This window comes from Microbacterium sp. JC 701, from assembly GCF_021026215.1.
Lineage (GTDB): Bacteria > Actinomycetota > Actinomycetes > Actinomycetales > Microbacteriaceae > Microbacterium > Microbacterium algihabitans.
This window is the reverse complement of sequence record NZ_JAJNCV010000001.1, coordinates 512,205-534,002: the sequence shown is the minus strand read 5'-3', so window position 1 is coordinate 534,002 and position 21,798 is coordinate 512,205. Positions and strand designations below refer to the sequence as shown.

Genomic DNA, 21,798 nt, shown 5'->3' with positions numbered 1-21,798 from the left:
GGAAAGCGAGCGCCCCCGTGACCTTGGCCTCCCCCGCTCCCGCAGACGTCGCGGCATCCACCGCCCCTCTGCTGGACTTCCGCAACGTCGCCATGACGTTCCCCAACGGCACCACCGCCCTCTCCGGCGTCGACCTCACCGTCGAACGCGGCGAATTCGTCAGCGTCGTCGGCCCCTCGGGCTGCGGCAAGTCGACCCTGCTTCGCATCGCCTCGGGTCTCGAGACCGCGAGCGAAGGAACCGCCTCCGTCGCCACCGACCGCATCGGCTACGTCTTCCAGGACGCCACGCTTCTGCCCTGGCGCGACGTGCAGGCCAACGTCGAGCTGCTGGCCGAGCTCAACTGGCAGCCCAAGCGCGTGCGCACCCCCAAGGCGAAGTGGGCGATCGAGCTCGTCGGCCTCAAGGGTTTCGAGAAGCACCTGCCCAAGCAGATGTCGGGCGGCATGAAGATGCGCGCCTCGCTCGCGCGCTCGCTCACGCTCGACCCCGAACTGTTCCTCTTCGACGAGCCGTTCGGCGCCCTCGACGAAATCACCCGCGAGCGTCTGAACGACGAGCTGCTCAAGATCTTCGTCGCCCAGAAGTTCGGCGGACTCTTCATCACCCACTCGGTCTCCGAGGCCATCTACCTCTCCACCAAGGTCGTCGTGATGTCGGGTCGCCCCGGCCACCTCGTCGACACCTTCGAAGTCCCCTTCGACATGCCCCGCGACCCCGAGATCCGCTACACCGCGGAATTCGCCAAGCTCGTCGGCGAGGTCTCCCACGCCCTCCGGGAAGGACACTCATGAGCACCACGTCTGCAGAACCCGTCGTCACCGAGACGTCGGAGCCCACGGCATCCGTTCCGCCCGTCCAGCCGCCCGCACCCCGCACCACGGCGACCCGCCGCCGCGGCTTCGGTGCGCGCGTCGCCATGATCCTGCCGCCGTTGGGCGTGCTGGTCGTGCTGCTGGGCGCCTGGTACGGCATCTCGATCGCGCTGGCCGCCTCGGGCAAGGGCTTTCTCATGCCCATGCCGCACGAGATGTTCACCCTGGGCTTCTTCGACCCGCAGGTGGGTGCCGACATCTGGGTGGCGCTGTTCCGCACCACCGGCGTCGCCCTCACCGGCCTCGCGATCGCGATGGTCATCGGCATCGGCTGGGCCATCGCCATGTCGCTCGCCCGCTGGGTCGAGCGCTCGACCTACGCCTACGCCGTGATGCTCCAGTGCATCCCGATCCTCGCCCTGGTGCCGTTGGTCGGCTTCTGGTTCGGCTACGAGTTCCTCGCCCGCGTCATCGTCTGCGTGCTCATCGCGCTGTTCCCGATGGTGTCGAACACCCTGTTCGGCCTGCAGTCGGTCGACAAGTCGCAGCGCGAGCTGTTCCGCCTGCAGAAGGCGAACAAGTGGACGGTACTCACCAAGCTCACCCTCCCCGCAGCGCTGCCCTCGATCTTCGTCGGCATGCGCACCTCGGCGGGCCTGTCGGTCATCGGCGCGATCGTCGGCGACTACTTCTTCCGCCGCGGCGAGCCGGGCATCGGCTCGCTCATCTCCAACTACCAGTCGCGCCTGCAGAGCGCCGAGCTGTTCGCCGCAATTCTCGCGGCCTGCCTCCTCGGCGTCGTCATCTTCGCCCTGTTCGGCTGGCTGTCGAAAGTGGCCGTCGGCCGCTGGTACGACAGCACCCTCTAGGCCCCCAGATCCCGGATGCCACAGCCCCTCCCGCGCGAGAGTGCGGGAGGCGGCATCCGGAGTACCCGAAAACACCCGCACCCGAGAGCTCCACCCGTCACAGAAAGCGAACCAGCATGCAGCGCTCCACCCTTCTTCGCGGCACCGCCGTCACCGGCGCCGTCGCGATCGCCCTCACGCTGACTTCCTGCGCCGGCAGCGCAGCGGAAAGCGCCCCCGCCGCCACCGACATGGCGATCGGCTCGGTCGACCTGTCGGCCGACTGCCCCTCGACCATCGTCGTGCAGACCGACTGGAACCCCGAAGCCGAGCACGGTCACCTCTACGAGATGATCAAGGACAACTACACGATCGACGCCAACACCAAGGCCGTCACCGGCCCGCTCATGGCGGACGGCGGATACACCGGCGTCAACCTCGAGATCCGCGCCGGTGGTCCCGCGATCGGCTTCCAGACCGTGTCGGCCCAGATGTACCAGGACGACAAGATCACCCTCGGCTACGTCAGCACCGACGAGGCGATCCAGCTCTCGGGCACCACGCCCACCAAGGCCGTGTTCGCACCGCTCGACATCAGCCCGACCATGGTCATGTGGGACCCCGCGACCTACCCGAACGTCAAGACGATCGACGACGTCAAGGGCGCCCTGACGGCGACCGGCGGCGTGTGGCGCTACTTCGACGGCTCGGCCTACATCGAGTACCTCAAGAGCGCGGGCCTGGCCGACTCGGCGATCCTCGACGGCTCGTACGACGGCACCCCGTCGAACTTCGTCGCCGCCGGCGGCAAGGACATGCAGCAGGGCTTCGCCTCGGCCGAGCCGTACGTGTACCAGAACGAGGTGTCGGCGTGGGGCAAGCCCGTCGACTTCGCGCTGATCCACGACGCCGGATGGCAGACGTACCAGTCGTCGATGTCGGTCAAGGCCGACAAATTCGACGAGCTGTCGCCCTGCCTCAGCAAGCTCGTGCCCGTGCTGCAGAAGGCCGGCGTGGACTACTACAAGGACCCGAAGGCCGCCAACGACCTCATCCTGAAGCTCGTCGACGAGTACGCGACCGGCTGGACCTACACCCAGGGCGTGGCCGACTACTCGGTCAAGACGCAGGTCGACCTCGGCCTCGTCGGTGACGGCCCCGACTCCACCTACGGCAACTTCGACGACGCCCGCTTCGCGGACTTCTTCTCCAAGGCCAGCAAGGTGTACACCGACCTCGGCACCCCGCCGGCATCGGGCTACACCCCCGCCGACCTGTACACGAACGAGTTCATCGACTCCTCGATCTCGTTCTGACCCGCCGGGCCCGGTCCGCCTCGTGCGGGCCGGGCCGCCGGTCGCCGAACCCAGGTCCCTGAGAACCCAGGTCCCTGAGCTTGTCGAAGGGCCCGAACCCGGCATCACGCCGAACCAGGTCCCTGAGCTTGTCGAAGGGACCGCGCCCAGCGGAGATCGGTGGCTTCGACAGGCTCAGCCACCTGCCGACCGCGACCCCGCATCACGCCCGGTGGCTTCGACAGGCTCAGCCACCTCCCGACCGCAACCCCGCAACACACCCGGTGGCTTCGACAGGCTCAGCCACCTCCCGACCGCAACCCCGCAACACACCCGGTGGCTTCGACAGGCTCAGCCACCTCCCAAACCCCTCGGCATCCGCCCCATCGTTCCACCCGGAGACACCCCCATGAGCGACACCGCCACCCGCGTCCTCTCCCTCGAGGACGAACTGCTCGACCTGCTCGGCCCCGCGGCCGTGAGCACCGAACCGCGCGTGCGCGAACGCGCCAGCGTCGACGGCTCGCCGATGTCGCCGATCATCGCCGCGAAGCTTCCGCTGGGCCTGGCCGACCTCGTCGTCTTCGCCGCGGATGCCGGGCAGATCGCCACCGCCGTCGCCGCCGCCGCGCGACACGGGGTGCCGATCACGGTGCGCGGCAAGGGCACCGGCAACTACGGCCAGGCGATCCCCATGCAGGGCGGTCTCGTGATCGACACCACCCGCGCCAAGGCGATCGTCGAGGTCGGCGACGGCTTCATCACCGCCGAAGCCGGCACCCCGATGGTCATGCTCGAGCAGGCCGCGTGGGCGAGCGGCCAGGCCCTGTGGATGTACCCCTCGACCGCGCAGTCGACGATCGGCGGCTTCCTCTCCGGCGGATCCGGCGGCACCGGGTCGATCGAGCACGGCTCGAACGACCGCGGCTTCGTCGCCGCCCTCGACGTCGTGCACGCCGACGGCAGCGCCGAGATCCTCCACGTCGAGGGCGACGAGGCCCAGAAGTACGTGCACAACTACGGCACCGCGGGCGTGATCGTGCGCGCGACCGTCCGCCTCGAGCCCCTGCGTGAGTGGCGAGGGCTGTGGGCGAGCTTCCCCGACTTCGCCGGCACCCTCTCGGTCGTGCAGACGATCGGCAACCTCACCCCGACCCCGCGCCTGGTCTCGGGCGACGGCGTCGAGATCTCGGCGGCCCTTCCCGCCGACGAGGCGATCCCCGAGGGGCGCTCGAGCCTGCGTGCGATCATCGACGCCTCGCTCATCGACGAAGTCACCGCGATCATCGAGGGTGCGGGAGGCCGCGTCGAGGCGGTGCGCGAGGGCCCGCAGGCGAGCATCCGCCTGTCGATGCTCAGCTACAACCACCCCATCGAGTGGTACCAGAAGAGCCAGCCGCACGAGGTGTTCCACCTCGAGGTCGCGGGCGCTCCGCTGGCCGACGACATCGAGGCCGTCGAGTCGGTGTTCGCGGGCGGCAAGCTCCACATCGAGTCGACGAAGGCCTTCCCGATCGGCATGCTCGCGGCCCCCTACGTGAGCGAGGAAGACGTGTACCGCGGCATCGCCGAGCTCAACGCGATCGGTGTCGGCGTGCACAACCCGCACCAGTGGAACGTCGACTTCAACGTCGAGCAGACCGCCGAGACCGCCGCCCTCACCGACCCGAACGGCCTGCTGAACCCCGGCAAGCTCAACCCCGACTACACCGGAGCGCGCAAGGGAGCGATCATCTCATGACCCGTCTGCTGGCCGAACTGAGCGGCCCCGCGGCCGCCGAGGCCCTCACCGATAAGTCCATCATCGTGCTGCCCACCGGCGCGATCGAGCATCACGGCCCGCACCTGCCCCTGGCGACGGATGCCATCGTGGCCGAGGCCTCGGCCACCGCCGCCGTCGCGCGCGCCGCCGCGCAAGGCCTCGACGTGTGGCAGCTGCCGACGCTGTCGATCACGAAGTCCGACGAGCACTCCTGGGCGCCGGGCACCCTGTGGCTGACGCCCGAGACGATGATGCAGACGATCGTCGACATCGGCCGGTCGCTGCTGACCACCCGCGCCCGCACGCTGGTGTTCCTCAACGGCCACGGCGGCAACGTCGCCCTGCTCAACGTCGCCAACCGCGAGCTGCGTCGCCGCTTCGGCCTGCGCACGTTCTTCATGCCCGCGGCCCGCGTGCCCTCGTTCGACGGCACCGACGGCGGACCCGACGAGCACGGCACGGGCATCCACGCCGGTCACGGCGAGACGAGCATGATCATGCACCTGCGTCCCGAACTCGTCGATCCGTCGACCTTCGAGGCCACCGTGCCCGCGCACATCGGCGACTTCCGCCACATCGGCTTCAACGGCAAGCCCGTGACCTTCGGGTGGCTCTCGAACGACTTCGGTCCTACGGGGGTGCTCGGCGACCCGACCGGCGCGAACGCCGCCCACGGAGCGCAGCTGTTCGAAGACAGCGTGTCGTTCGTCGTCGAAGCGCTCGAGGAGATCAGCCGATTCGACTACACCGCGTGAGTCGCTCGGGGCGGGCACGACTCCTGCATATGCGGCGGTTCCCTGAAGTATTCGGCCCGGCAGGCCCGTTCTGCAGGAGTTGTGCAGCGCCCGGGTCGGATCCGATTCCGGATGCCGCGGTCTCGGCGGTGCGCGCATGAGCGTCGCCGCCGAGACCGGCCAGGGCGTCCACGCCTACGGCCAGGTGCTGCGCCTGCCCGGGGCCCGCAGCTTCGTCGCCGCCGGGATCCTCGCGCGCTTCCCCCGCGCGACGCTGTCGCTCGGCATCATCCTGCTGGTGTCGGCCGCGACCGGCAGCTTCGCCTCGGCCGGGCTCGTCGTCGCACCCCTCGTCGGAGGCATGGCGATCGCGGCACCCCTGTGGTCGTCGCGCATGGACCGCCACGGCCAGGCCCGCGTGATCATGGTGTCACTCGGATGCCTCGTGCTCGCGGCATCCGCCCTGCTCGTCCTCGTGCTCACCGATGCGCCGTTCTGGACGTGGCTCGTGGCCGCATTCGTCACGGGGGCGGCGACCCCCGACCTCACCTCGGCCGTCCGCGCACGGTGGACCGTGCTCGCCCCGCCGGCGCAGCGGACACCCGCGCTAGCCCTCGAGACGATCGCCGACCAGATGGTGTTCATCTCGGGGCCGCCCGCGATCACCGCCGTTGCCGCCGCCGTCGACCCCGCGGTGGCGGTTCTCGGCTCGCTCGGGCTCGGGCTCATCGGAGGCGTGTGGCTCGCCGCGCAGCGCGGCACGCAGCCAGCTCCGGCGCCGCACGCCCCGCGGCGCGGCATCGTGCTGCCTCCCGCCGGGGTCATTCCGATCGCTGTGGCCTGCATCGCCTTGGGCGGAGTCTTCGGGGCCTTCGACGTCAGCCTCGTCGGGTGGGCCGAGCTGAGCGAACGGCCGTGGCTCGCGGGCCCGGCGTTCAGTGCCCTGGCCGTGGCGATCGCGATCGGGTCCGTCGTGACCGGAGCCCGCACGTGGAAGCTCTCCCCCGCCGCGCGGTACATCCTCTTCGCGGCGCTGGCCTTCGCCGTCGCCCTCGCCCTGCCGTTCGCGCAGGGCTCTGCTCCGGTGCTGTTCGGGGTGATCCTGCTGCTCGGGCTCGCGGTGTCGCCGGTGATGGTGTCGGGCATCCTCGTGGCATCCGCCCGCGCCCCCGAGGGCCGGGTGACCGAGACCCTCGCCTATCCGACCGCGGCGATGTCGCTCGGCGTGCCGATCGGCGGCGTGATCGCCGGGGCGGCCCTCGATTCGACGGGACCCGCCGCCGCTCTCGTCACGATCGCGGTGTCGCTGGCGAGCGCGGCGGCGATCGCCGCGGTGGGCGAGGCGCTGCTGCGGGTCGCGCGTTCCAAGTCGCGCGAGACTGCATCTCGCTGACAAGTCCGTTGCAGGCTGCAACCGGGATGTCAGCGAGATGCAGTCTCGGTGTGCGGCCAGGCGTGATCGCCCGACCCCGGCTGCAGATCGACCTCCGCGGTTCTCGATCGGGCAAGCCGGACGGCGACGAAGATGTGGCCGGCAACCGCCAGCGCGAGAAGAACCACGACGACGGCGGGCCTGAAGTCCGGGACGTCCGCACCGAGCGCGGAGAACACGATGAACGGCACGGTCACGCAGACGAGTGCGCTCAGACCGAGCGACATCAGAAAGAGCGTGACGGACAGAATTCGATCCTTCATGGCTTCCTCCGCACTCGTCGGTGAGGACGGTACCCGTAGCCAGGATGAGACAGCGACCATTTCACCCGCGGAGGTGCGGAAGGCCGCCCACGCACCCCATGGCACCGAAACCCGCTCAGGCGCCGTCTCAACTCTGGGAGAGGCGAGCACGATAACCGCGCCCGTACACTTCGACGCATGGGGGCGCAGCGCACGGCGACGACGATCGGCATCGGCGTGCTGGCGGTGATCCTGACGGCGTGCACGCCGCCGCCCGGGCCGCTGATCGATGCGGTCCGCCCGTCAGCCAGTGCCCGCGCGACCCCCGAGACGCCGTCGACGCCCGCGCCGCTCGTCGATGCAAGGCCATGCGACGCAGTGGCTCCGGTGCACGCCGTGGCCGATCCGGCGGATCCGGAGCAGTTGGGCGGGAAGACGCTCGAGATCCCGGTCGACCGCGGCCTGCTCGACACCGCCTCGGGAGAAGCGGTGCTGAACGCCGAGGGTGTTCCGGTAGCGTACCGAGTGGCTCCCGGCGATGTGTTCTCGACCATCGCGGCGCGGTTCTGCGTGGCCGAAGACTGGCTGTTGATCGTGAACCACGCCCGCCGCGACAACAACGGGCTGTACGCGGGCGACACCCTGAACCTCGACGCGCACACCATCTTCAGCGTCGGCGACCAGAACGGCGTGGTCTCCGACAACGTCTTCCCGCCGGAGTTCACCCTTCCGCCGCAGCGCTAGCGGGATCGACGGGCCGATTCGCGACGAAACGTGGTGCGGCCGCACAGCGCGCCGATAGCGTGAGGCGATGGATGCCGAGACCGTCGCTCAGCCGCTGGATGCGCCGCAGGTTTCGCGGTCGCGTGTCAGCCGTGGCCTGGTGTTGATCGTCGGGGTGATCTTGATCCCGATGGCGCTGAACATCATCTTCAACAGCTGGGGTCCCCTCACGCACGAGAGCGCCATGCGCATGGCGTTCGCCACGGTCGCCGGGCAGACGATCGCGATCCTGACCGTGGTCGTCACGCTCGCCGTGACCGCCCTGACCCGTCGCAGGCGTCAGCTGCCCACGTTCATCGTCATCGCCCTGCTCGTGTTCGGTGCGGCGTCGGCGACGATGGGCGCCGCGGCCGACACGCTCTCGTCACGCCTGACGATCGTCGACCAGGTGAGCCGCCTGAACCCCTGACGCCGTTCTGCACTCGGCGCGTTCTGGACACTCAACGAGCCAACGCGGCTTCCAGATGACGGAGCACCGAGACATGGCCGTCGTCGGGATGGAGGTCGAGCGTCGCGTGCGGGAGGGAAGCCTCAAGCATCCGGGCGTGAGCGGGAGGGATGACGCGGTCGCGCTCGCCCTGGACGAGCAGCACGGATGCCGAGACCTCCGCGAGCGCGACACCCCAGGGTCGGGTGAAGGCGAGGTCGTCGTCGATGAGACCCTCGGGCCCGTCGGCCTCGGCCGCGCCGGCGTCGACTCCCAGAGACGCCCATTCGCCCTGGAGGGCCGCGAAGTCGGCATCCACGAACTGCTCGGAATCGAACTCGTCGGTCTCGGCGAAACGGCGGCGGGAGCCTTCGCCCTCGACGGCCGACCGCAGCCCGCCCGGCGCCTGCATGCCGGCGAACCACGCCTCGTCGTCGGTGAACGGCGCGGGGCTCGCGAAGGTCACGACTTGGCCGACGAGCTCCGGCATCGCCGCCGCGCACGCGAGGGCGTGCGGGCCTCCGCCCGACGCGCCGACCGAGACGACGGATGCCACACCGAGGGCCTCGAGCACCGGAACGAGCCCCGCGGCGACGTCGGCGACGGTGCGGCCCGGCTGACGCGGCGACCCGGCGTAGGCGGGCCGGGCGACGGAGACGACGGCGAGCCCGTGCGCGTCAGCCGCCCGCTGCACCGGCGGCAGGATCGCGCCGGTCTGCGGCGACCCGTGGTGCCACAACAGCACATCGAGCCCCGCGACGTCGTCGACGGAGGTGTGGACGTCGAGCCCCGCGATGCGTCTGCGCATGCTCCCACGCTGTCACGGCGCGGCCTCGCGCGCGAGGGCGGGCGCGGGTCGCGGGTGCTCGCAGGCCTCTGAGCGTCCAGGAAACCCGGACGACCGGCGCGCGGGACGCGGCGTGTCGTGGACACTCAGCAGGAAAGGCGCGGGGTCAGAGGATGACGCCGAACTCCTCGGCCAGCGCGGGCAGCTCCTCGTGCAGCACGCGCGAGGCCTCGACCGCGAGCGGGTTGGTCGAGACGCCCCGGTCGTTGACGAGCTTTCCGCCGACGTAGACCTGCTGCAGGTTGCGCAGGCCGCAGGCGAGCACGTAGCTGCGCACGGGGTTCCACAGCGGTCCGATATCGGGAGTGCGCGGGTCGACGACCACGAAGTCGGCGAACTTGCCCACCTCGAGGCTGCCGACGCGGTCGTCGACGCCCATGATCTCGGCCCCGCCGAGAGTGTGCAGGCGCAGCACGCGCTCGGGCATCATCGACAGCGGGTCGTGGGTGCGGGCGCGCTGCATGAACATGCCCATGCGCATGTTCTGCCACGGGTCGGCGACGTCGGTGCAGGCCTGGTCGTCGAGGCCCATGCCGACCTTCATGCCCTGCTCGAGCATCTCGGGCACATGGGCGATGCCGGACGCCAGGCGCCCGTTCGACGCGGGCTGCCACGACATGGATGCGCCTCCCGCGGCGGCATCCGCGATGATCTCGGGCGTGGTCTGGATGAAGTGGCCGAACATCATGCCCGGACGCAGCGCTCCGGCGTTCTTGTACAGCTGGAACTTCGTCTGCTGGTGCTCGATCGCCTCGTAGGTCTCGAGGAAGTGCGCCTGGTTGGTCACGCCGAAGCGGTCCATGACGGCGACCTCGATCTCGGCGGCGTCGGGACGCGTCGACCACTGCACCTGGCCCATGATCGAGGCGCCGAGGGCGATGTCGGGATCCATCGCGAGCACGTGATCGAGCGAGGCCTCGAACCGCGCGAAGATCTCTTCGTCGGTGCCGACGGTGGCATCGAGAGCGATCGAGTCGACGAAGCGGAGCCCCGCGTCGTGGCATCCGTCGGCCTGCCGGGTGTGCCAGGCGTGATCGCGGAGCTGCCCGCCACCGTCGGCGCGCTTGCCCTCGACCATCGGCTCCCACGGCAGGAGCGGGTCGGTGAAGTTGTACGCCGTGGTCACGCCGTTGGCGAGGAAGTCGAGCGAGCCGTGCAGCGTGGCCCAGTAGATCTGGTCGGGCGAGGCGTTGTTGAGCACGCTGAACATCGACGTGCACCAGCCGTAGAGCGTCTGGTCGACGCCGAGCCCGCGCGAGCCGCTCGTGAAGAGGTGGCTGTGCGACGAGACGAAGCCCGGGGCGACGAACTTGCCGTCGACGTCGAGGATCTCGTCGGCCGTCGTGCCCGGCGCGGGGTCTCCGGCGCCGATCGCGATGATGCGTCCGTCCTCGACGAGCATGTAGCCGCGCTCGATGTAGCCGGGGTCGTCGGTGCCCGCGGGGACCGTGATGAGACGTGCGTTGGTGACCAGGAGCGACATGTTGATGACGGTAACAATGGCGTGTTTCCGCGGTGTTCCGGGCGTGGGGCGGGTTGTTTGCGGGGCGGCCGGAGCACACCCATGTCCCGAAAATGGCTGGCCGAACGGGCCCCAGACCGCACAAAGTGGGACATGACCCCGCCGAAAGTGGGACGAGGTCAGGCCCTCACGCGAACGCCGCCCGCACAGCCGGGGCGACCTGCGCGAGCACCTCGTCGCGCGCGGGAGTCGAGGGGAACACCAGGAACAGATGCGGCGCCCCCTCGCGCCGCACGAACTCGACCGGTACTCCCGAGGCCGCGAGCCGGTCGGCGTACTCCTCGGCCTCGTCCGACAAGGGGTCGACGGCGGCCGCGACGATCACGGCCGGCGCCGAACCGCCGAGCACCGCGGCCCGCAGGGGCGCTGCGTCGACGGGCACCCGGCGCGTGGCATCCGGAACGTACAGCCCCCAGTACCACTGCATCCCGCGCGCGGTGAGGGGCAGGTTCTCGGTGTGCGCGCGATAGCTCGGGCGCTCGGGATTCGGGGCGTCGAGCACGGGGCACAGCAGCACCTGCACGCGGATGCCGGGAGCTCGGCCATCGCGCGAGCGCAGGGCGAGCGCCGCCGCGAGGTTGCCGCCCGCGCTGTGTCCGGCGACGCCGAGTCGGGCGGGGTCGATGAGTCCGTCGGCCCCCGTCGCGGCGAAGCGCAGCGCGCGGTCGAGGTCGTCGAGCCCGGCCGGGAAGGGATGCTCGGGCGCGAGGCGGTAGTCGACGCTCAGCACCTGAGTTCCGGTCGCGAGAGCGAGGGCGCGGCACAGGGCGTCGTTGTTGTCGAGGTCGCCGGCGACCCATCCTCCGCCGTGGGCGAAGACGAGCGTTCCGCGGTGGCCGGCGCGCGGGCTGTAGAGGCGCAGGGCGAGACCGTCGGCGTCGAGGTCGATCGACTCGAGCGTCGCGTCGTCGGGTGAACGCACCCACGACGGGTTCGCACGCAGCTCGGCGATCCGCGCGGCGTCATCGCCGTCGGCATCCGTCGCCCCCGATGGGATCGTGCCCGCCTGAGCCGCCAGGCGTTCGAGGTGGGCGCGCACGGCGGCGTCGGTGATGGCGGGGTGGACGCTCACGGGTCTCCTGCGGGTCGGGGCTCACGGGCGCCGCAGGCGGCGCTGCCCCGAGCGTAAGACGCCGGATGCCGAGGGATCGGCTCTCGCGACGAAGCTTCACCCCGCCGAAACATCCATGTCGCCCCGCGCCTCCAGCATGAGCGCATGACCTCCCCCGAAGAGCGCGCCGCCGCGATCCTCGCCGCGCAGCGGTTCGTCGTGATCGGCACGGCCGATGCCGTCGGGCCCTGGACCGCCGCCGCCCAGTACCGCCTGCTGCCGGGCGGACTGTACGTCGAGTCCGACCTCGCGTCGCGGCATGCGCGGGCGATCGCGGCCTCGGGCGCGGCATCCGGGGTCGTGTACGACTCCTCCGCGGGGCTCGCCGACGCCGACGGGGTGCAGTTGTCGTTCCGGGCGAGGCAGGCGGATGCCGACCCGGCGGCCGTGCGCGAGGTGCTGGCCGCGCGTCTGGCTCGCGACGCCGTGACCGCCGCCGCACTCGACGACGAGGTCGCGGCGATCGTCAGGACTGCGCGCAAACGCCTGTACGTCTTGGAGGTCGAGCGCGCCTACGTCTTCGATCGCGACGCGTGGCGCACCCGCGGCACCGACGCGCGCCTCGAGGTGGACGCCGCGGCGGTGTGGCGGCTGCTGGATCGGACCTGACGAGCGTTACGCCCGCGAAACAGCGCCGTCGCCGCCGCGTTCGCCGCCGGGCGTACGGTGACCGCCAGGGCGACCCGACGCCCGCGGGAGGAGCGTCATGTCGCAGCGCGTCATCGTCACGGGAGGCTCCGGAGGCATCGGCGCCGCCATCGTCGCCCGATTCGCGGCCGATGGAGCCCGAGTCGCGGTGCTCGATCGTCGCGCCCCGACCGACGGCGCGGCATCCGCCTACTTCTCCGTCGACCTGCGTGACCCCCTCGACACGCGCCGCGCGGTCGGAGAGGCGATCACCGCGCTCGGCGGGGTCGACGTGCTCGTGAACTGCGCGGGGGTGTTCCAGCACGTGTCGTTGCTCGACATCACCGTCGACGACTGGGATCTCGTGCTCGACATCAACGCCCGCGCGACCCTCGTGACGATGCAGGCGGTCGCCCCGCTCATGCTCGAAGCGCGCGGCGGCACGATCGTGAACATCGCCAGCATGGCCGCCAAGCAGGGCGGCGGCGGAGAGGGGCACTACGCCGCGTCGAAGGCCGCGGTCGTCGCCCTCACCCGCGCCGGCGCGCAGGAATGGGGATGCCACGGCGTGCGCGTCAACGCCGTCTGCCCCGGCTACGTGCTCACCGACATGGGCGCCGACACCCGCTCCGAGGACGACGTGCGGGCGTGGAGCGCGAAGTCGCCGCTCGGCCGCCTCGGCGTGCCGGAAGACGTCGCGGGCGTCACCCACTTCCTCGCCTCCCCCGCGGGCGGGTACCTCACCGGGCAGGCGATCAACGTCACGGGCGGCATGATCATGCATTGAGCGGAGCCCGTGTCTGTGACCCCGCGTGACCGCTCTCCCGCTCGCACGCGGTGCGCGTGGTTACGGTAGCGAGCATGTCCGAGTACTTCGACCGCACCGCCGACAAGACGTACACCAAGGTGTACAAGACCGAGACCCCCGACATCCTCGCCGCGTTCGCCGCGTTCGATCAGGCCGTGTTCGCCCCCGAAGGGCGCGCGATCCCGCTGAAGTACCGCGAGCTGATCGCCCTGGCCGTCGGCATCACCACCCAGTGCGTGTACTGCATCGACGGACACTCGCAGAACGCCGTCACGGCCGGAGCGACCGAGGCCGAACTCGCCGAAGCCGCGTGGGTCGCCACCGCCATCCGCGCCGGAGGCGGCTACGCCCACGGTCGCCTCGCCTTCAAGCTCGGCGAGGACGCCCGCCCGCACGAGCACTGACCATGACAGACGTCTCTCCCTCCGCGCCGGGTCCCCTCGAGATCGAGGCGCTGGAGTTCATCCGTGCGCTGATCCGCATCGACAGCGTCAACACCGGAGACGCCGCCACCATCGGAGACGGCGAGACCCGCGCGGCGCTCTTCGTGAAGCAGCGCCTCGACGAGGTCGGGTACGAGACGGTCCTGGTCGAGCCCCGCCCGGGGCGCGCGAGCGTGGTCGCCCGGCTGGCCGGTTCGGATCCGGATGCCGGCGCCCTCGTCGCCCACGCGCACCTCGACGTCGTCCCGGTCGACGCCGACGATTGGACGCACCCGCCGTTCGGCGCCGAGATCCACGACGGCCTGCTCTACGGTCGCGGGGCCGTCGATATGAAGGACTTCGCCGGCATGCTGCTGGCCATCGCCCGGGCGCTCCGCCGCGACGGGATCGTTCCGCGGCGCGACCTGATCTTCGCCTTCTTCGCCGACGAGGAAGCCGGTGGCGTCTGGGGCGCGCGGTGGCTCGTCGAGAACCGCCCCGAGCTGTTCGCCGGGGCGACCGAGGCGATCAGCGAGGTGGGCGGCTTCTCGATCCCCCTGCCCGACGACCGTCGTGCGTACCTCGTCGCGACCGCGGAGAAGGGCGTGACCGTCGCCACGCTGACCGCCCGCGGAGCGGCGGCGCACGGATCCCGACCCACCGCCGACAACGCGGTCGTGCGCCTCGCACGGGCCGTGGCCGCGGTCGGCGCACATCGCTTCCCCGTCGTGCGGACCGCGACGCTCGAGCGCTTCCTCGAGGTCTACGGACGCGCCAGCGGCGAGCCCCTCGACGGTGACGATCTGTCTCGCCTGGGGTTCTCGGCATCCGTCATCGACGCGGGAGCGCGCAACACGGTCTCGCCGACCGTGCTCACGGCCGGCGGCAAGATCAACGTCATCCCCGCCTCGGCGAGCGCGACGCTCGACGTGCGCGTGGTGCCCGGCCAGGCGGACGCGCTGCGCGACGAGCTCGCGGCCGTCGTCGGTGACGACATCGAGATCGCGTGGTCGCGGTACATCCCGGCGATCGAGGCTCCGGCCGAGGGGCGGCTGATGGACGTGCTGCAGCACGCCGTGACCGCCGAAGACCCCGACGGCACCGTCGTGCCGTACCTGCTGCCCGCGAGCACCGACAACAAGCACCTCAGTCGTCTCGGCATCCGGGGCTACGGCTTCGTGCCGCTGCGCGTGCCCGCCGACTTCGACGTGTTCGGGCAGTTCCACACGGCCGACGAATGCGTGCCGGTGGAGGCCCTGTTCTTCGGGACGCGGGTGACGGCGCGGATCCTGCGCGACGCCTGAGGGCGGGGGTGGCTGAGCCTGTCGAAGCCAGCAGTCCGCGCGGGTCGCGGTCGGGGAGGTGGCTGAGCCTGTCGAAGCCACCGGTCCGCGCGGGTCGCGGTCGGGGAGGGGGCTGAGCCTGTCGAAGCCACCGGTCCACGCGGGTCGCGGTCGGGGAGGTGGCTGAGCCTGTCGAAGCCACCACCGGTCCGCGCGGGTTCCGGTCCCTTCGACAGGCTCAGGGACCTGGGTAGGGAGGGGGCTGAGCCTGTCGAAGCCACCGGTCCACGCGGGTCGCGGTCCCTTCGACAGGCTCAGGGACCTGGGTTCGGAGGTGGCTGAGCCTGTCGAAGCCACCACCGGTCCGCGCGGGTTCCGGTCCCTTCGACAGGCTCAGGGACCTGGGTAGGGAGGTGGCTGAGCCTGTCGAATCGTGTTCCAGAACTTCCACCTCTTTCCGCACCTCACGGCGCTCGAGAACATCACCGAGGCGCCGCTCGCTCTCAAGCGCCTGGGCAAGAGCGAGGCGCGCGAGCTCGCCCTCGCCCTGCTCGACCGGGTGGGCCTGGCCGAGAAGGCCGATGCCTACCCCCGGCAGCTGTCGGGCGGTCAGCAGCAGCGCGTCGCGATCGCCCGGGCCCTCGCCCTGCAGCCCAAGGTGCTGCTGTTCGACGAGCCGACGAGCGCCCTCGACCCCGAGCTCGTGGGCGAGGTGCTCGACGTCATCCGCGACCTCGCGAAGCTCGGCACCACGCTCGTGATCGTCACGCACGAGATCGGCTTCGCCCGCGAGGTCGCCGACCGCGTGGTCTTCCTCGACGAGGGACGCATCGTCGAGCAGGGGACGCCCGACGAGGTGCTCACCCGACCGCGGCATGCGCGGACCCGCGACTTCGTCGCGAAGGTGCTCGGCTGACGCGTCCGCCGTGTTCCGGTGGCTTCGACAGGCTCAGCCACCTCGCAACCCGAACCCACCGCACCCCGGCGGCTTCGACAGGCTCAGCCACCTCGCAACCCGAACTCACATCGCCCCACCTCACCACCCGGCCCCTCGACGCGACACCGATGCCGCGGCATCCACACCCTCACAAGGAGATACAGCATGGCACTCAGCAAGAAGCAGGGGATCGCCCTCGGCGTGATCGCCGCAGCCCTCGTCGCCGTCGTCGGCGTCGGCGTCACCATCGGCCTCACCCGACCGACCGAGGCGGTCGCGGCGCCCGAGCGCTCGGCATCCGCCACGAATGCCCCCGCGGAATGGGTGCACACCGACGCCGTGCCCGACGCCGTCGCGGCCCTGAAGGCGAGTGGCTTCACCCCCATCAAGCCGGGCAAGCTCACCGTCGCGGTGGGCGCGTTCACCCCTCCCCTGAGCTATGTGCCCGAGGGGGAGACGCTGCCGTCGGGCACCGAACCCAACATCGGTTCGCTCATCGCCGAAGGTCTCGGCCTGGAGTACAACCCGGTCGTGGTGGCGTGGGCGGACTGGCCCCTCGGCATCCAATCGGGGAAGTACGACCTCATCACCGCCAACGTCACGGTGACCGAGGAGCGCAAAGAGCTCTACGACTTCGCGAGCTACCGGCAGGACCTGCTGGGCTTCGCCGTGCGCGCCGACAGCTCGATCGCGAAGATCAAGACCGCCGACGACATCTCGGGGCTGAAGATCGTCGTCGGCTCGGGCACCAACCAGGAGAAGGTGCTGCTCAGCTGGAACCAGGAGCTCTCCGCCGCCGGCAAGGCCCCGGCCGACCTGCAGTACTACGACGACAACGCCGCGGCGACCCTCGCCCTGCTCTCGGGCCGCGTCGACGCGACCTTCGGTCCGAACGCGACCGCCGCGTGGGCGGCGCGCGACACGGGTGAGACGAAGGTCGTCGGCGTGGTTCCGGGCGGCTACCCCCTGCAGGCCGACATCGCCGCGGGCACCAAGAAGGGCAACGGCCTCGTCGAGCCGGTGCAGATCGTGCTGAACGACCTCATCGCGAACGGGAAGTACGCCGAGGTGCTGAAGGCCTGGAACCTCGATTTCGAGGGCATCTCGACCTCGCAGATCAACCCGCCGGGACTCCCGAAGTCCTGAGGGCCCGCGCACGGCCCGGTCTTCTTCGACCGGGCCGTGCCGTGCGTTCACCGGAGAAGAATGGATGCCATGACCACGACCCTCACCGTCCGCCTCGTCGCCCCGCAGGAATACGCGGAGGCCGGGCGGATCACCGCCGAGGCCTATCGCGTCAGCTACGACGGGCTCTCGGAGGCGTACCTCGCCTCGCTCGCCGACGTCGCCGGCCGCGTGGAGTACGGCGAGGTGTGGGTCGCCCTCGATGGCGACGAAATCGTCGGCACGGTGTGGACGCCGCGGCCCGGCGAGCGACTCTCGCCCCTGGCCCGCGAGGGCGAGCTCGACTTCCGCCAGCTCGCCGTGGCACCGTCGGCGCGCGGCCGCGGCGTGGGCGAGCTGCTCACGCGACACGTGCTCGGCCTCGCCCGCGATCGCGGCGCGACCCGCGTGGTGATGAACAGCGGCCCGGAGATGCTCGGCGCGCACGCGCTCTACCTCAAGATGGGCTTCCGCCGCCTGACCGAGCGGGAGGACCCGATCGAGGTCGAACCCGGTCGCTGGCTCGACCTGCGCGCGTTCGGGTACGACCTCTGACGGGCGGGGTTTTCGACCGGCGACGGAATCGGATGTCAGGCGCCCAGGGATCCGCATCCGATGCGTTCGCCCGACCCCGCTCCGGCGGCAGGCCGGATGTCAGCCCGCGAGGGCGGCGAGAGTGCGGCCGACGACGGGCGTGAACTTGAACCCGTGGCCGGAGAAGCCCGCTCCGACGACGATCGGACCCGTGCGCTCGAGCACGAAGCGGGCGTCGACCGTCGAGGTGTAGGTGCACGTGATCTCGGTGAAGTCCGCGGCATCCACCCCGGGAAGCCACTCCGCGGCGTACCGGGCGAGCGCCGCGGTGAGGTCGCGGTCGGGCACAAAGCTGCGGTGGTCGGGGTCGATGACCGGACCCGCCGCGTGCCACCCGGCCTTCACCCCCTGACCGGGCGTCAGCATTCCGTAGACGGGCGCCGCGAACCACGCCGTCGCGGGATCGTCCGCCGACGGGTGGTGGTTGAAGCCCGGCCAGTGCGCCGTCTCGTCGCGGGCGCGGAAGTGCGCCGGCTGCTCCTGTGTCACCCGCAGGGCGGGGAGCGAAACACCCGGGACTCCGGCGAGGGTCTTCGCCGTCCACGCGCCGGCGGTGCACACGAGACGCCGCGCGTGCAGGCGCCGAGTGCCCTCGGCATCCGTCACGGTGAAGCGCACGTCGTCGTCGCCGCGCACCTCGATGTCGGTGACGGCGGTGTTCCAGTGGATGCGCGCCCCGGCACGGGCGGCTCCCGCGAGGAACGCGGCGACCGACTCGTCGGCGTGCAACCGACCCGCCCCGGCGTTATGCAGCACCGGTCCCGCGAAGCGCAGGCCGGGCCACCGATGCGAGGCCTCCGACGCGTCGAGCACCTCGGCCGCGAGCCCGGCCGCCGAGATCGCGGCGGCCGTCGCCACGGGGTCGACGCCGGGCCCGTGCGTGACGATACCGGTGGTTGTCAGCAGGGGCTGGCCCGCCTCGGCCTCGAGCTCGCGCCACAACACCTCGGCGTCGCGGAGCCAGGCGAGGTACTCGGGCTCGACGTAGGCGACGTTGAAGTTGCGCGAGGCTCCGTGCGAGGCGCCGCGAACGTGACCGGGTTCGAACTGCTCGAACACGCTGACCTCGCGACCGGCCCGGGCCAGGTGCCACGCCGTGGCCGCGCCCATCGCGCCGGCGCCGACCACGGCGACGTCGATCCGCTCCGCGCTCACGGGCGGAGGTCCTTGGCGAAGCAGCGCGAGCCGACGAACCGGATGTACGGCTCGAAGACCTCGATGGGCGCGTAGCCGATTCGCTCGTACAGCGCGATGGCCTCGGGTTGGCGGTCGCCCGTCTGCAGGATGAGCCGTGATGCGCCCCGTGCCGCGGCGAGGCGCTCGAGTTCCGCCATGAGCGCTCGGCTCGCCCCGCGCCCCCGCGCGCCAGGGGAGACGTACACGCGCTTGACCTCGAGTTCCGCGCCGAGGGCGCGCAGCGCGGCATGGCCGACCGCCTCGCCGTCGACGGCGCGCACGAGCACGACCTCCACGATCGTGGCGGGGTCGACGGCGAAGTCCCGGGCAAGCCGGTCGGCCGTCGCCTCGTCGAAGGCGGCGAAGATCTCCGCGTATCGGGGTGAGATCTCGGCATCCATCGCCTCACGCAGCGCGACCGCCGAGGCGTCGTTCCAGTCGACGTTCTCGATGGTCCAGGTCGTCTGCGCGGCGGTCATCTCCCCAGTATTTCCGGATGCCGCGCGGCGCAGGGTTGCACCGGAAACGCCCGGTAACACGGGTCGCGGTCGGCCCCGCATTGCGCCCGACGACAGCCGAGTTGCACCCCGGGCGGAGTCGGCGCAGAGTGTCACGGTGACCTCCCCCTCGACACTCGACATCCCCCACGCCGACGCCACCGTGCTCGACAACGCGGCGTGGCACTCGCTCGCCGGCCCGCACGCCTCGTTCGCGATCGGCGGCGACCTCGTCCGCCGATATCCGTCCGATGTCGCGCCGTTCGTGGCCGTGCGCACGTGGGACGAACCGGGGGTGTGGGACGCCCTCCGCGACCTCGTCGGACCGGGTGCCGACGTGGGCCTGTCGGGCTACGAGGGTGCGATCCCCGAGGGCTGGGAGTACGTGGGCGGCGGCGAGGGCGTGCAGCTCGTCGAGACGCCGGCCCTGCAGACCCGCCCCGATGACGAGGCGATCGAGCTCGGTGCCGACGACGCGGCCGAGATGATCGCGATCGTCGAGCGCAATCAGCCCGGCCCATTCCGGCCCCGCACCTACGAGCTGGGGCGGTACATCGGCATCCGTCGGGAAGGACGACTGGTGGCGATGGCCGGTGAGCGCCTGCACCCCACCGGCTGGACCGAGATCAGCGCGGTCGCGGTCGACGCCGATCACCGTCGGCAGGGCCTCGCCTCACGACTCGTGCTCGACGTGGCCTTCCACATCCAGCAGCGCGGCGACCGGGCTCTGCTGCACGCCGCCGCGGCGAACGTCAACGCCATCGCGGCGTACGAGAAGCTGGGCTTCGCGCTGCGGCGTCGCAATCGCTTCGCGGCGGTGCGGACACCCGCGTGACGGCGCGAGTCACGGAAGAAGGTCGAGCATCTGCGGTCGTGCCTTCATCGCATGGATGACGAGCTCGTTCCCGCTGTCGAAGGTGAGCACGACGGTTTCGATCAATCGGCCCTCCCGGTCGAAACCGAGACGGAGCTGCCGGGCGGGCGAGTCGTCGTCGAGATCCTCCACCCACAGCGGCCACGTGGCGGCCTGAATGATGTCCTGAGGCGAAAGTTCGTGCTTGCGCGCTGAGTCGTGGATCGTCACGCAGCGTACGCGGCGATCGCAGCACGGATCAGCTCGGAACGAGACTGGTGCGCTCGCGCGGCTTGCGCGTCGAGCGCGGCCAGTTCTTCCGCGGTCAGCCGCAGCGCGATGATCTGCGACGGTTCGGCGCCGCGTCCCGGGCGACCTCGCCCGCGGCGCTTAAGCGCTTCGACGTCGAAACCCGCTTCAGCCTCATCTGCCCAGGCGCCGATCTGTTCGTCCGAGACGGGGACCCCGTTGATCGACTCCTCGCTTGCCATGGGAAAAACGCAATACGGAATTCCCGCGGGGTCCATACCCTCCTGAGCGACCCCGTGACGGCGAATGACCGACTTCTGCGCTCCAGGCCGCGCGCCCGGTTAGCGTGACCAGATGACCCGCCCGCTGCGCTCCCTCGGCTTCCTCACCATCGGCCTCTTCGACCGAGATGATCCGCGCGCCGGACACGAGACGACGCTGTCGATCATCGAACGCGGCGAGAGCCTCGGCTTCGACAGCGCCTGGCTGCGCGACCGGCATCTGCAGTACGGCATCTCGTCTCCCGTCGCGGTGCTCGCGGCCGCCACACAGCGCACGAGTCGCATCCGCCTGGGCACGGCGGTGATCCCGCTCGGGTGGGAGAATCCGCTGCGCCTGGCCGAAGACCTCGCGACCGTCGACGTGCTGTCGGGCGGGCGTCTCGAGCCCGGGTTCTCGGTCGGGCCGCCGCGGCGCCTCGACGAAGTCGCGCCAGCGCTGTACCCCGACACCGCCGACCGCGAGGACTTCGGCTACGAGCGTCTGGTGCGGCTGCGCCGCTTCCTCGCCGGCGAGCAGGCCAGTCCGTTCGCGGGGACCGAGGGGATCGAGGAGTACTCCGAGCGGGTCGAGCCGCACGCCGCGGGCTTGGCCGATCGGCTCTGGTACGGCGCGGGCAGTCCCGGCTCGACGACGTGGGCGGCCGAGAACGGCTTCCACCTGCTCACCAGCAGCGTGATCCAGGCGGTCGAGTCGACCGACTTCGACGCCGAGCAGTACGCGCAGATCCGCCGCTACCGCGACGCGCATCGCGACGGCGAAGCCGCCCGCGTCTCGCAGGGGCTCGTCGTGGTGCCCACCGACTCGGCCACGCCCGAGCAGCGTCGCCGCTACGAGGCGTATGCCGACTCGCGGCGTGGGCGCGTCGGAGTCCCCCAGGGCCCGCGCGGCATGCTGTTCGCCGAAGACCTCGTCGGCACCTCGGAGCAGATCGCCGAGCGACTGCTGTCGTCGCGCGCGTTCCCCGAGGTCGACGAGGTGGCCTTCGCCCTGCCGTTCGCCCTCGCGCCCGACGACTACGTGCAGATCCTCGAAGACATCGCCGGGCGACTCGGGCCGCTGCTGGGGTGGGCACCGACCGCACCCTGAGG

General features: G+C 71.0%; 24 protein-coding genes and 1 pseudogene. 17 read left to right on the top strand and 8 right to left on the bottom strand.

The window, feature by feature from the left end; all coding sequences use genetic code 11:
* Positions 1 to 17 precede the first annotated feature (17 nt).
* The 6 genes from LPW41_RS02595 (at position 18) to LPW41_RS02570 (ending at position 6,847) form a co-directional block, all read left to right on the top strand.
* Positions 18 to 794 (top strand): ABC transporter ATP-binding protein, encoded by a 777-nt coding sequence (locus LPW41_RS02595; protein ID WP_230704039.1) that lies wholly within the window; start codon positions 18 to 20, stop codon positions 792 to 794.
* On the top strand, positions 791 to 1,684 hold the full coding sequence (locus LPW41_RS02590; RefSeq protein ID WP_230704038.1) for an ABC transporter permease: 894 nt from the start codon (positions 791 to 793) through the stop codon (positions 1,682 to 1,684). The genes LPW41_RS02595 and LPW41_RS02590 overlap by 4 nt, the downstream gene beginning before the upstream one ends.
* Positions 1,685 to 1,800: 116 nt before the next feature.
* Positions 1,801 to 2,979 carry an ABC transporter substrate-binding protein gene (locus LPW41_RS02585; RefSeq protein WP_154096872.1) on the top strand — a complete coding sequence of 393 codons (1,179 nt, stop codon included), beginning with the start codon at positions 1,801 to 1,803 and terminating at the stop codon, positions 2,977 to 2,979.
* Between the two features lie 388 nt (positions 2,980 to 3,367).
* Positions 3,368 to 4,699: an FAD-binding oxidoreductase gene (locus LPW41_RS02580; RefSeq protein WP_144830399.1), complete on the top strand. Its 1,332-nt coding sequence runs from the start codon at positions 3,368 to 3,370 to the stop codon at positions 4,697 to 4,699.
* On the top strand, positions 4,696 to 5,475 hold the full coding sequence (locus LPW41_RS02575) for a creatininase family protein (protein WP_154096874.1): 780 nt from the start codon (positions 4,696 to 4,698) through the stop codon (positions 5,473 to 5,475). The genes LPW41_RS02580 and LPW41_RS02575 overlap by 4 nt, the downstream gene beginning before the upstream one ends.
* Positions 5,476 to 5,611: 136 nt before the next feature.
* A complete protein-coding gene (locus LPW41_RS02570; protein WP_230704037.1) occupies positions 5,612 to 6,847 on the top strand; it encodes an MFS transporter in 1,236 nt (411 codons plus the stop codon).
* Between the two features lie 29 nt (positions 6,848 to 6,876).
* On the opposite strand, the gene LPW41_RS02565 is transcribed toward LPW41_RS02570, so the two are convergent.
* Positions 6,877 to 7,149, bottom strand: coding sequence for a hypothetical protein (locus tag LPW41_RS02565; protein ID WP_230704036.1), 273 nt, complete (start codon positions 7,147 to 7,149; stop codon positions 6,877 to 6,879).
* A gap of 177 nt (positions 7,150 to 7,326) precedes the next feature.
* On the opposite strand from LPW41_RS02565, the gene LPW41_RS02560 reads away from it, so the two are divergent.
* Positions 7,327 to 7,872, top strand: a complete 546-nt coding sequence (locus LPW41_RS02560; RefSeq protein ID WP_230704035.1) for a LysM domain-containing protein — start codon at positions 7,327 to 7,329, stop codon at positions 7,870 to 7,872.
* Between the two features lie 67 nt (positions 7,873 to 7,939).
* Positions 7,940 to 8,320 carry a hypothetical protein gene (locus LPW41_RS02555; RefSeq protein WP_154096878.1) on the top strand — a complete coding sequence of 127 codons (381 nt, stop codon included), beginning with the start codon at positions 7,940 to 7,942 and terminating at the stop codon, positions 8,318 to 8,320.
* Between the two features lie 31 nt (positions 8,321 to 8,351).
* Here the strand turns inward: LPW41_RS02555 and LPW41_RS02550 are convergent, their stop codons facing one another.
* The 3 genes from LPW41_RS02550 to LPW41_RS02540 form a co-directional block, all read right to left on the bottom strand.
* Complete coding sequence (locus LPW41_RS02550) at positions 8,352 to 9,146, bottom strand: alpha/beta fold hydrolase (protein ID WP_154096879.1); 795 nt, start codon at positions 9,144 to 9,146, stop codon at positions 8,352 to 8,354.
* Between the two features lie 145 nt (positions 9,147 to 9,291).
* A complete protein-coding gene (locus LPW41_RS02545; RefSeq protein ID WP_154096880.1) occupies positions 9,292 to 10,668 on the bottom strand; it encodes an amidohydrolase family protein in 1,377 nt (458 codons plus the stop codon).
* A gap of 166 nt (positions 10,669 to 10,834) precedes the next feature.
* The gene (locus LPW41_RS02540; RefSeq protein WP_230704034.1) at positions 10,835 to 11,779 is read right to left on the bottom strand and encodes an alpha/beta hydrolase; all 945 of its coding nucleotides are present in this window, start codon (positions 11,777 to 11,779) and stop codon (positions 10,835 to 10,837) included.
* 144 nt (positions 11,780 to 11,923) lie between these two features.
* Here LPW41_RS02540 and LPW41_RS02535 point away from each other — a divergent pair, with 144 nt between their 5' ends.
* From LPW41_RS02535 to LPW41_RS02505, 7 genes and pseudogenes are all read left to right on the top strand, one after another.
* Complete coding sequence (locus LPW41_RS02535; protein ID WP_230704033.1) at positions 11,924 to 12,427, top strand: pyridoxamine 5'-phosphate oxidase family protein; 504 nt, start codon at positions 11,924 to 11,926, stop codon at positions 12,425 to 12,427.
* A gap of 97 nt (positions 12,428 to 12,524) precedes the next feature.
* Positions 12,525 to 13,232 (top strand): SDR family NAD(P)-dependent oxidoreductase, encoded by a 708-nt coding sequence (locus LPW41_RS02530; protein ID WP_230704032.1) that lies wholly within the window; start codon positions 12,525 to 12,527, stop codon positions 13,230 to 13,232.
* 74 nt (positions 13,233 to 13,306) lie between these two features.
* Entirely contained in the window at positions 13,307 to 13,657 is a 351-nt protein-coding gene (locus tag LPW41_RS02525; RefSeq protein ID WP_230704031.1) for a carboxymuconolactone decarboxylase family protein, read from the top strand.
* A 2-nt stretch (positions 13,658 to 13,659) separates the two neighbouring features.
* Entirely contained in the window at positions 13,660 to 14,979 is a 1,320-nt protein-coding gene (locus LPW41_RS02520) for a M20/M25/M40 family metallo-hydrolase (RefSeq protein WP_230704030.1), read from the top strand.
* A 409-nt stretch (positions 14,980 to 15,388) separates the two neighbouring features.
* A pseudogene (locus tag LPW41_RS02515) lies at positions 15,389 to 15,874 on the top strand (amino acid ABC transporter ATP-binding protein); the annotation flags it as partial.
* Between the two features lie 186 nt (positions 15,875 to 16,060).
* Positions 16,061 to 17,041, top strand: coding sequence for an ABC transporter substrate-binding protein (locus LPW41_RS02510; RefSeq protein ID WP_230704029.1), 981 nt, complete (start codon positions 16,061 to 16,063; stop codon positions 17,039 to 17,041).
* A gap of 69 nt (positions 17,042 to 17,110) precedes the next feature.
* Positions 17,111 to 17,614: a GNAT family N-acetyltransferase gene (locus LPW41_RS02505; protein ID WP_144830436.1), complete on the top strand. Its 504-nt coding sequence runs from the start codon at positions 17,111 to 17,113 to the stop codon at positions 17,612 to 17,614.
* Between the two features lie 99 nt (positions 17,615 to 17,713).
* Here the strand turns inward: LPW41_RS02505 and LPW41_RS02500 are convergent, their stop codons facing one another.
* Both LPW41_RS02500 and LPW41_RS02495 read right to left on the bottom strand, forming a co-directional pair.
* Positions 17,714 to 18,808, bottom strand: a complete 1,095-nt coding sequence (locus LPW41_RS02500) for an FAD-dependent oxidoreductase (RefSeq protein WP_230704028.1) — start codon at positions 18,806 to 18,808, stop codon at positions 17,714 to 17,716.
* Complete coding sequence (locus LPW41_RS02495) at positions 18,805 to 19,308, bottom strand: GNAT family N-acetyltransferase (RefSeq protein ID WP_230704027.1); 504 nt, start codon at positions 19,306 to 19,308, stop codon at positions 18,805 to 18,807. Before LPW41_RS02495 ends, LPW41_RS02500 begins: the two co-directional genes overlap by 4 nt.
* A gap of 136 nt (positions 19,309 to 19,444) precedes the next feature.
* Here LPW41_RS02495 and LPW41_RS02490 point away from each other — a divergent pair, with 136 nt between their 5' ends.
* Positions 19,445 to 20,161, top strand: a complete 717-nt coding sequence (locus LPW41_RS02490) for a GNAT family N-acetyltransferase (RefSeq protein ID WP_144830445.1) — start codon at positions 19,445 to 19,447, stop codon at positions 20,159 to 20,161.
* A 9-nt stretch (positions 20,162 to 20,170) separates the two neighbouring features.
* On the opposite strand, the gene LPW41_RS02485 is transcribed toward LPW41_RS02490, so the two are convergent.
* Positions 20,171 to 20,410: a toxin gene (locus LPW41_RS02485; protein WP_230704026.1), complete on the bottom strand. Its 240-nt coding sequence runs from the start codon at positions 20,408 to 20,410 to the stop codon at positions 20,171 to 20,173.
* Positions 20,407 to 20,670 (bottom strand): ribbon-helix-helix protein, CopG family, encoded by a 264-nt coding sequence (locus tag LPW41_RS02480; RefSeq protein WP_144830450.1) that lies wholly within the window; start codon positions 20,668 to 20,670, stop codon positions 20,407 to 20,409. The genes LPW41_RS02485 and LPW41_RS02480 overlap by 4 nt, the downstream gene beginning before the upstream one ends.
* Positions 20,671 to 20,782: 112 nt before the next feature.
* On the opposite strand from LPW41_RS02480, the gene LPW41_RS02475 reads away from it, so the two are divergent.
* Positions 20,783 to 21,796 (top strand): LLM class flavin-dependent oxidoreductase, encoded by a 1,014-nt coding sequence (locus LPW41_RS02475; RefSeq protein ID WP_230704025.1) that lies wholly within the window; start codon positions 20,783 to 20,785, stop codon positions 21,794 to 21,796.
* Positions 21,797 to 21,798: the final 2 nt, after the last annotated feature.

Excerpts from the sequence above, each read along its gene's own strand:
- LPW41_RS02590 (WP_230704038.1), top strand. The coding sequence starts at position 791 with ATGAGCACCACGTCTGCAGAACCCGTCGTCACCGAGACGTCGGAGCCC.
- LPW41_RS02585 (WP_154096872.1), top strand. The coding sequence starts at position 1,801 with ATGCAGCGCTCCACCCTTCTTCGCGGCACCGCCGTCACCGGCGCCGTC.
- LPW41_RS02555 (WP_154096878.1), top strand. The coding sequence starts at position 7,940 with ATGGATGCCGAGACCGTCGCTCAGCCGCTGGATGCGCCGCAGGTTTCG.
- LPW41_RS02545 (WP_154096880.1), bottom strand. The coding sequence starts at position 10,668 with ATGTCGCTCCTGGTCACCAACGCACGTCTCATCACGGTCCCCGCGGGC.
- LPW41_RS02520 (WP_230704030.1), top strand. The coding sequence starts at position 13,660 with ATGACAGACGTCTCTCCCTCCGCGCCGGGTCCCCTCGAGATCGAGGCG.
- LPW41_RS02505 (WP_144830436.1), top strand. The coding sequence starts at position 17,111 with ATGACCACGACCCTCACCGTCCGCCTCGTCGCCCCGCAGGAATACGCG.
- LPW41_RS02525 (WP_230704031.1), top strand. The coding sequence starts at position 13,307 with ATGTCCGAGTACTTCGACCGCACCGCCGACAAGACGTACACCAAGGTG.
- LPW41_RS02550 (WP_154096879.1), bottom strand. The coding sequence starts at position 9,146 with ATGCGCAGACGCATCGCGGGGCTCGACGTCCACACCTCCGTCGACGAC.
- LPW41_RS02475 (WP_230704025.1), top strand. The coding sequence starts at position 20,783 with ATGACCCGCCCGCTGCGCTCCCTCGGCTTCCTCACCATCGGCCTCTTC.
- LPW41_RS02560 (WP_230704035.1), top strand. The coding sequence starts at position 7,327 with ATGGGGGCGCAGCGCACGGCGACGACGATCGGCATCGGCGTGCTGGCG.
- LPW41_RS02570 (WP_230704037.1), top strand. The coding sequence starts at position 5,612 with ATGAGCGTCGCCGCCGAGACCGGCCAGGGCGTCCACGCCTACGGCCAG.
- LPW41_RS02565 (WP_230704036.1), bottom strand. The coding sequence starts at position 7,149 with ATGAAGGATCGAATTCTGTCCGTCACGCTCTTTCTGATGTCGCTCGGT.
- LPW41_RS02480 (WP_144830450.1), bottom strand. The coding sequence starts at position 20,670 with ATGGCAAGCGAGGAGTCGATCAACGGGGTCCCCGTCTCGGACGAACAG.
- LPW41_RS02510 (WP_230704029.1), top strand. The coding sequence starts at position 16,061 with ATGGCACTCAGCAAGAAGCAGGGGATCGCCCTCGGCGTGATCGCCGCA.
- LPW41_RS02580 (WP_144830399.1), top strand. The coding sequence starts at position 3,368 with ATGAGCGACACCGCCACCCGCGTCCTCTCCCTCGAGGACGAACTGCTC.
- LPW41_RS02495 (WP_230704027.1), bottom strand. The coding sequence starts at position 19,308 with ATGACCGCCGCGCAGACGACCTGGACCATCGAGAACGTCGACTGGAAC.
- LPW41_RS02535 (WP_230704033.1), top strand. The coding sequence starts at position 11,924 with ATGACCTCCCCCGAAGAGCGCGCCGCCGCGATCCTCGCCGCGCAGCGG.
- LPW41_RS02530 (WP_230704032.1), top strand. The coding sequence starts at position 12,525 with ATGTCGCAGCGCGTCATCGTCACGGGAGGCTCCGGAGGCATCGGCGCC.
- LPW41_RS02575 (WP_154096874.1), top strand. The coding sequence starts at position 4,696 with ATGACCCGTCTGCTGGCCGAACTGAGCGGCCCCGCGGCCGCCGAGGCC.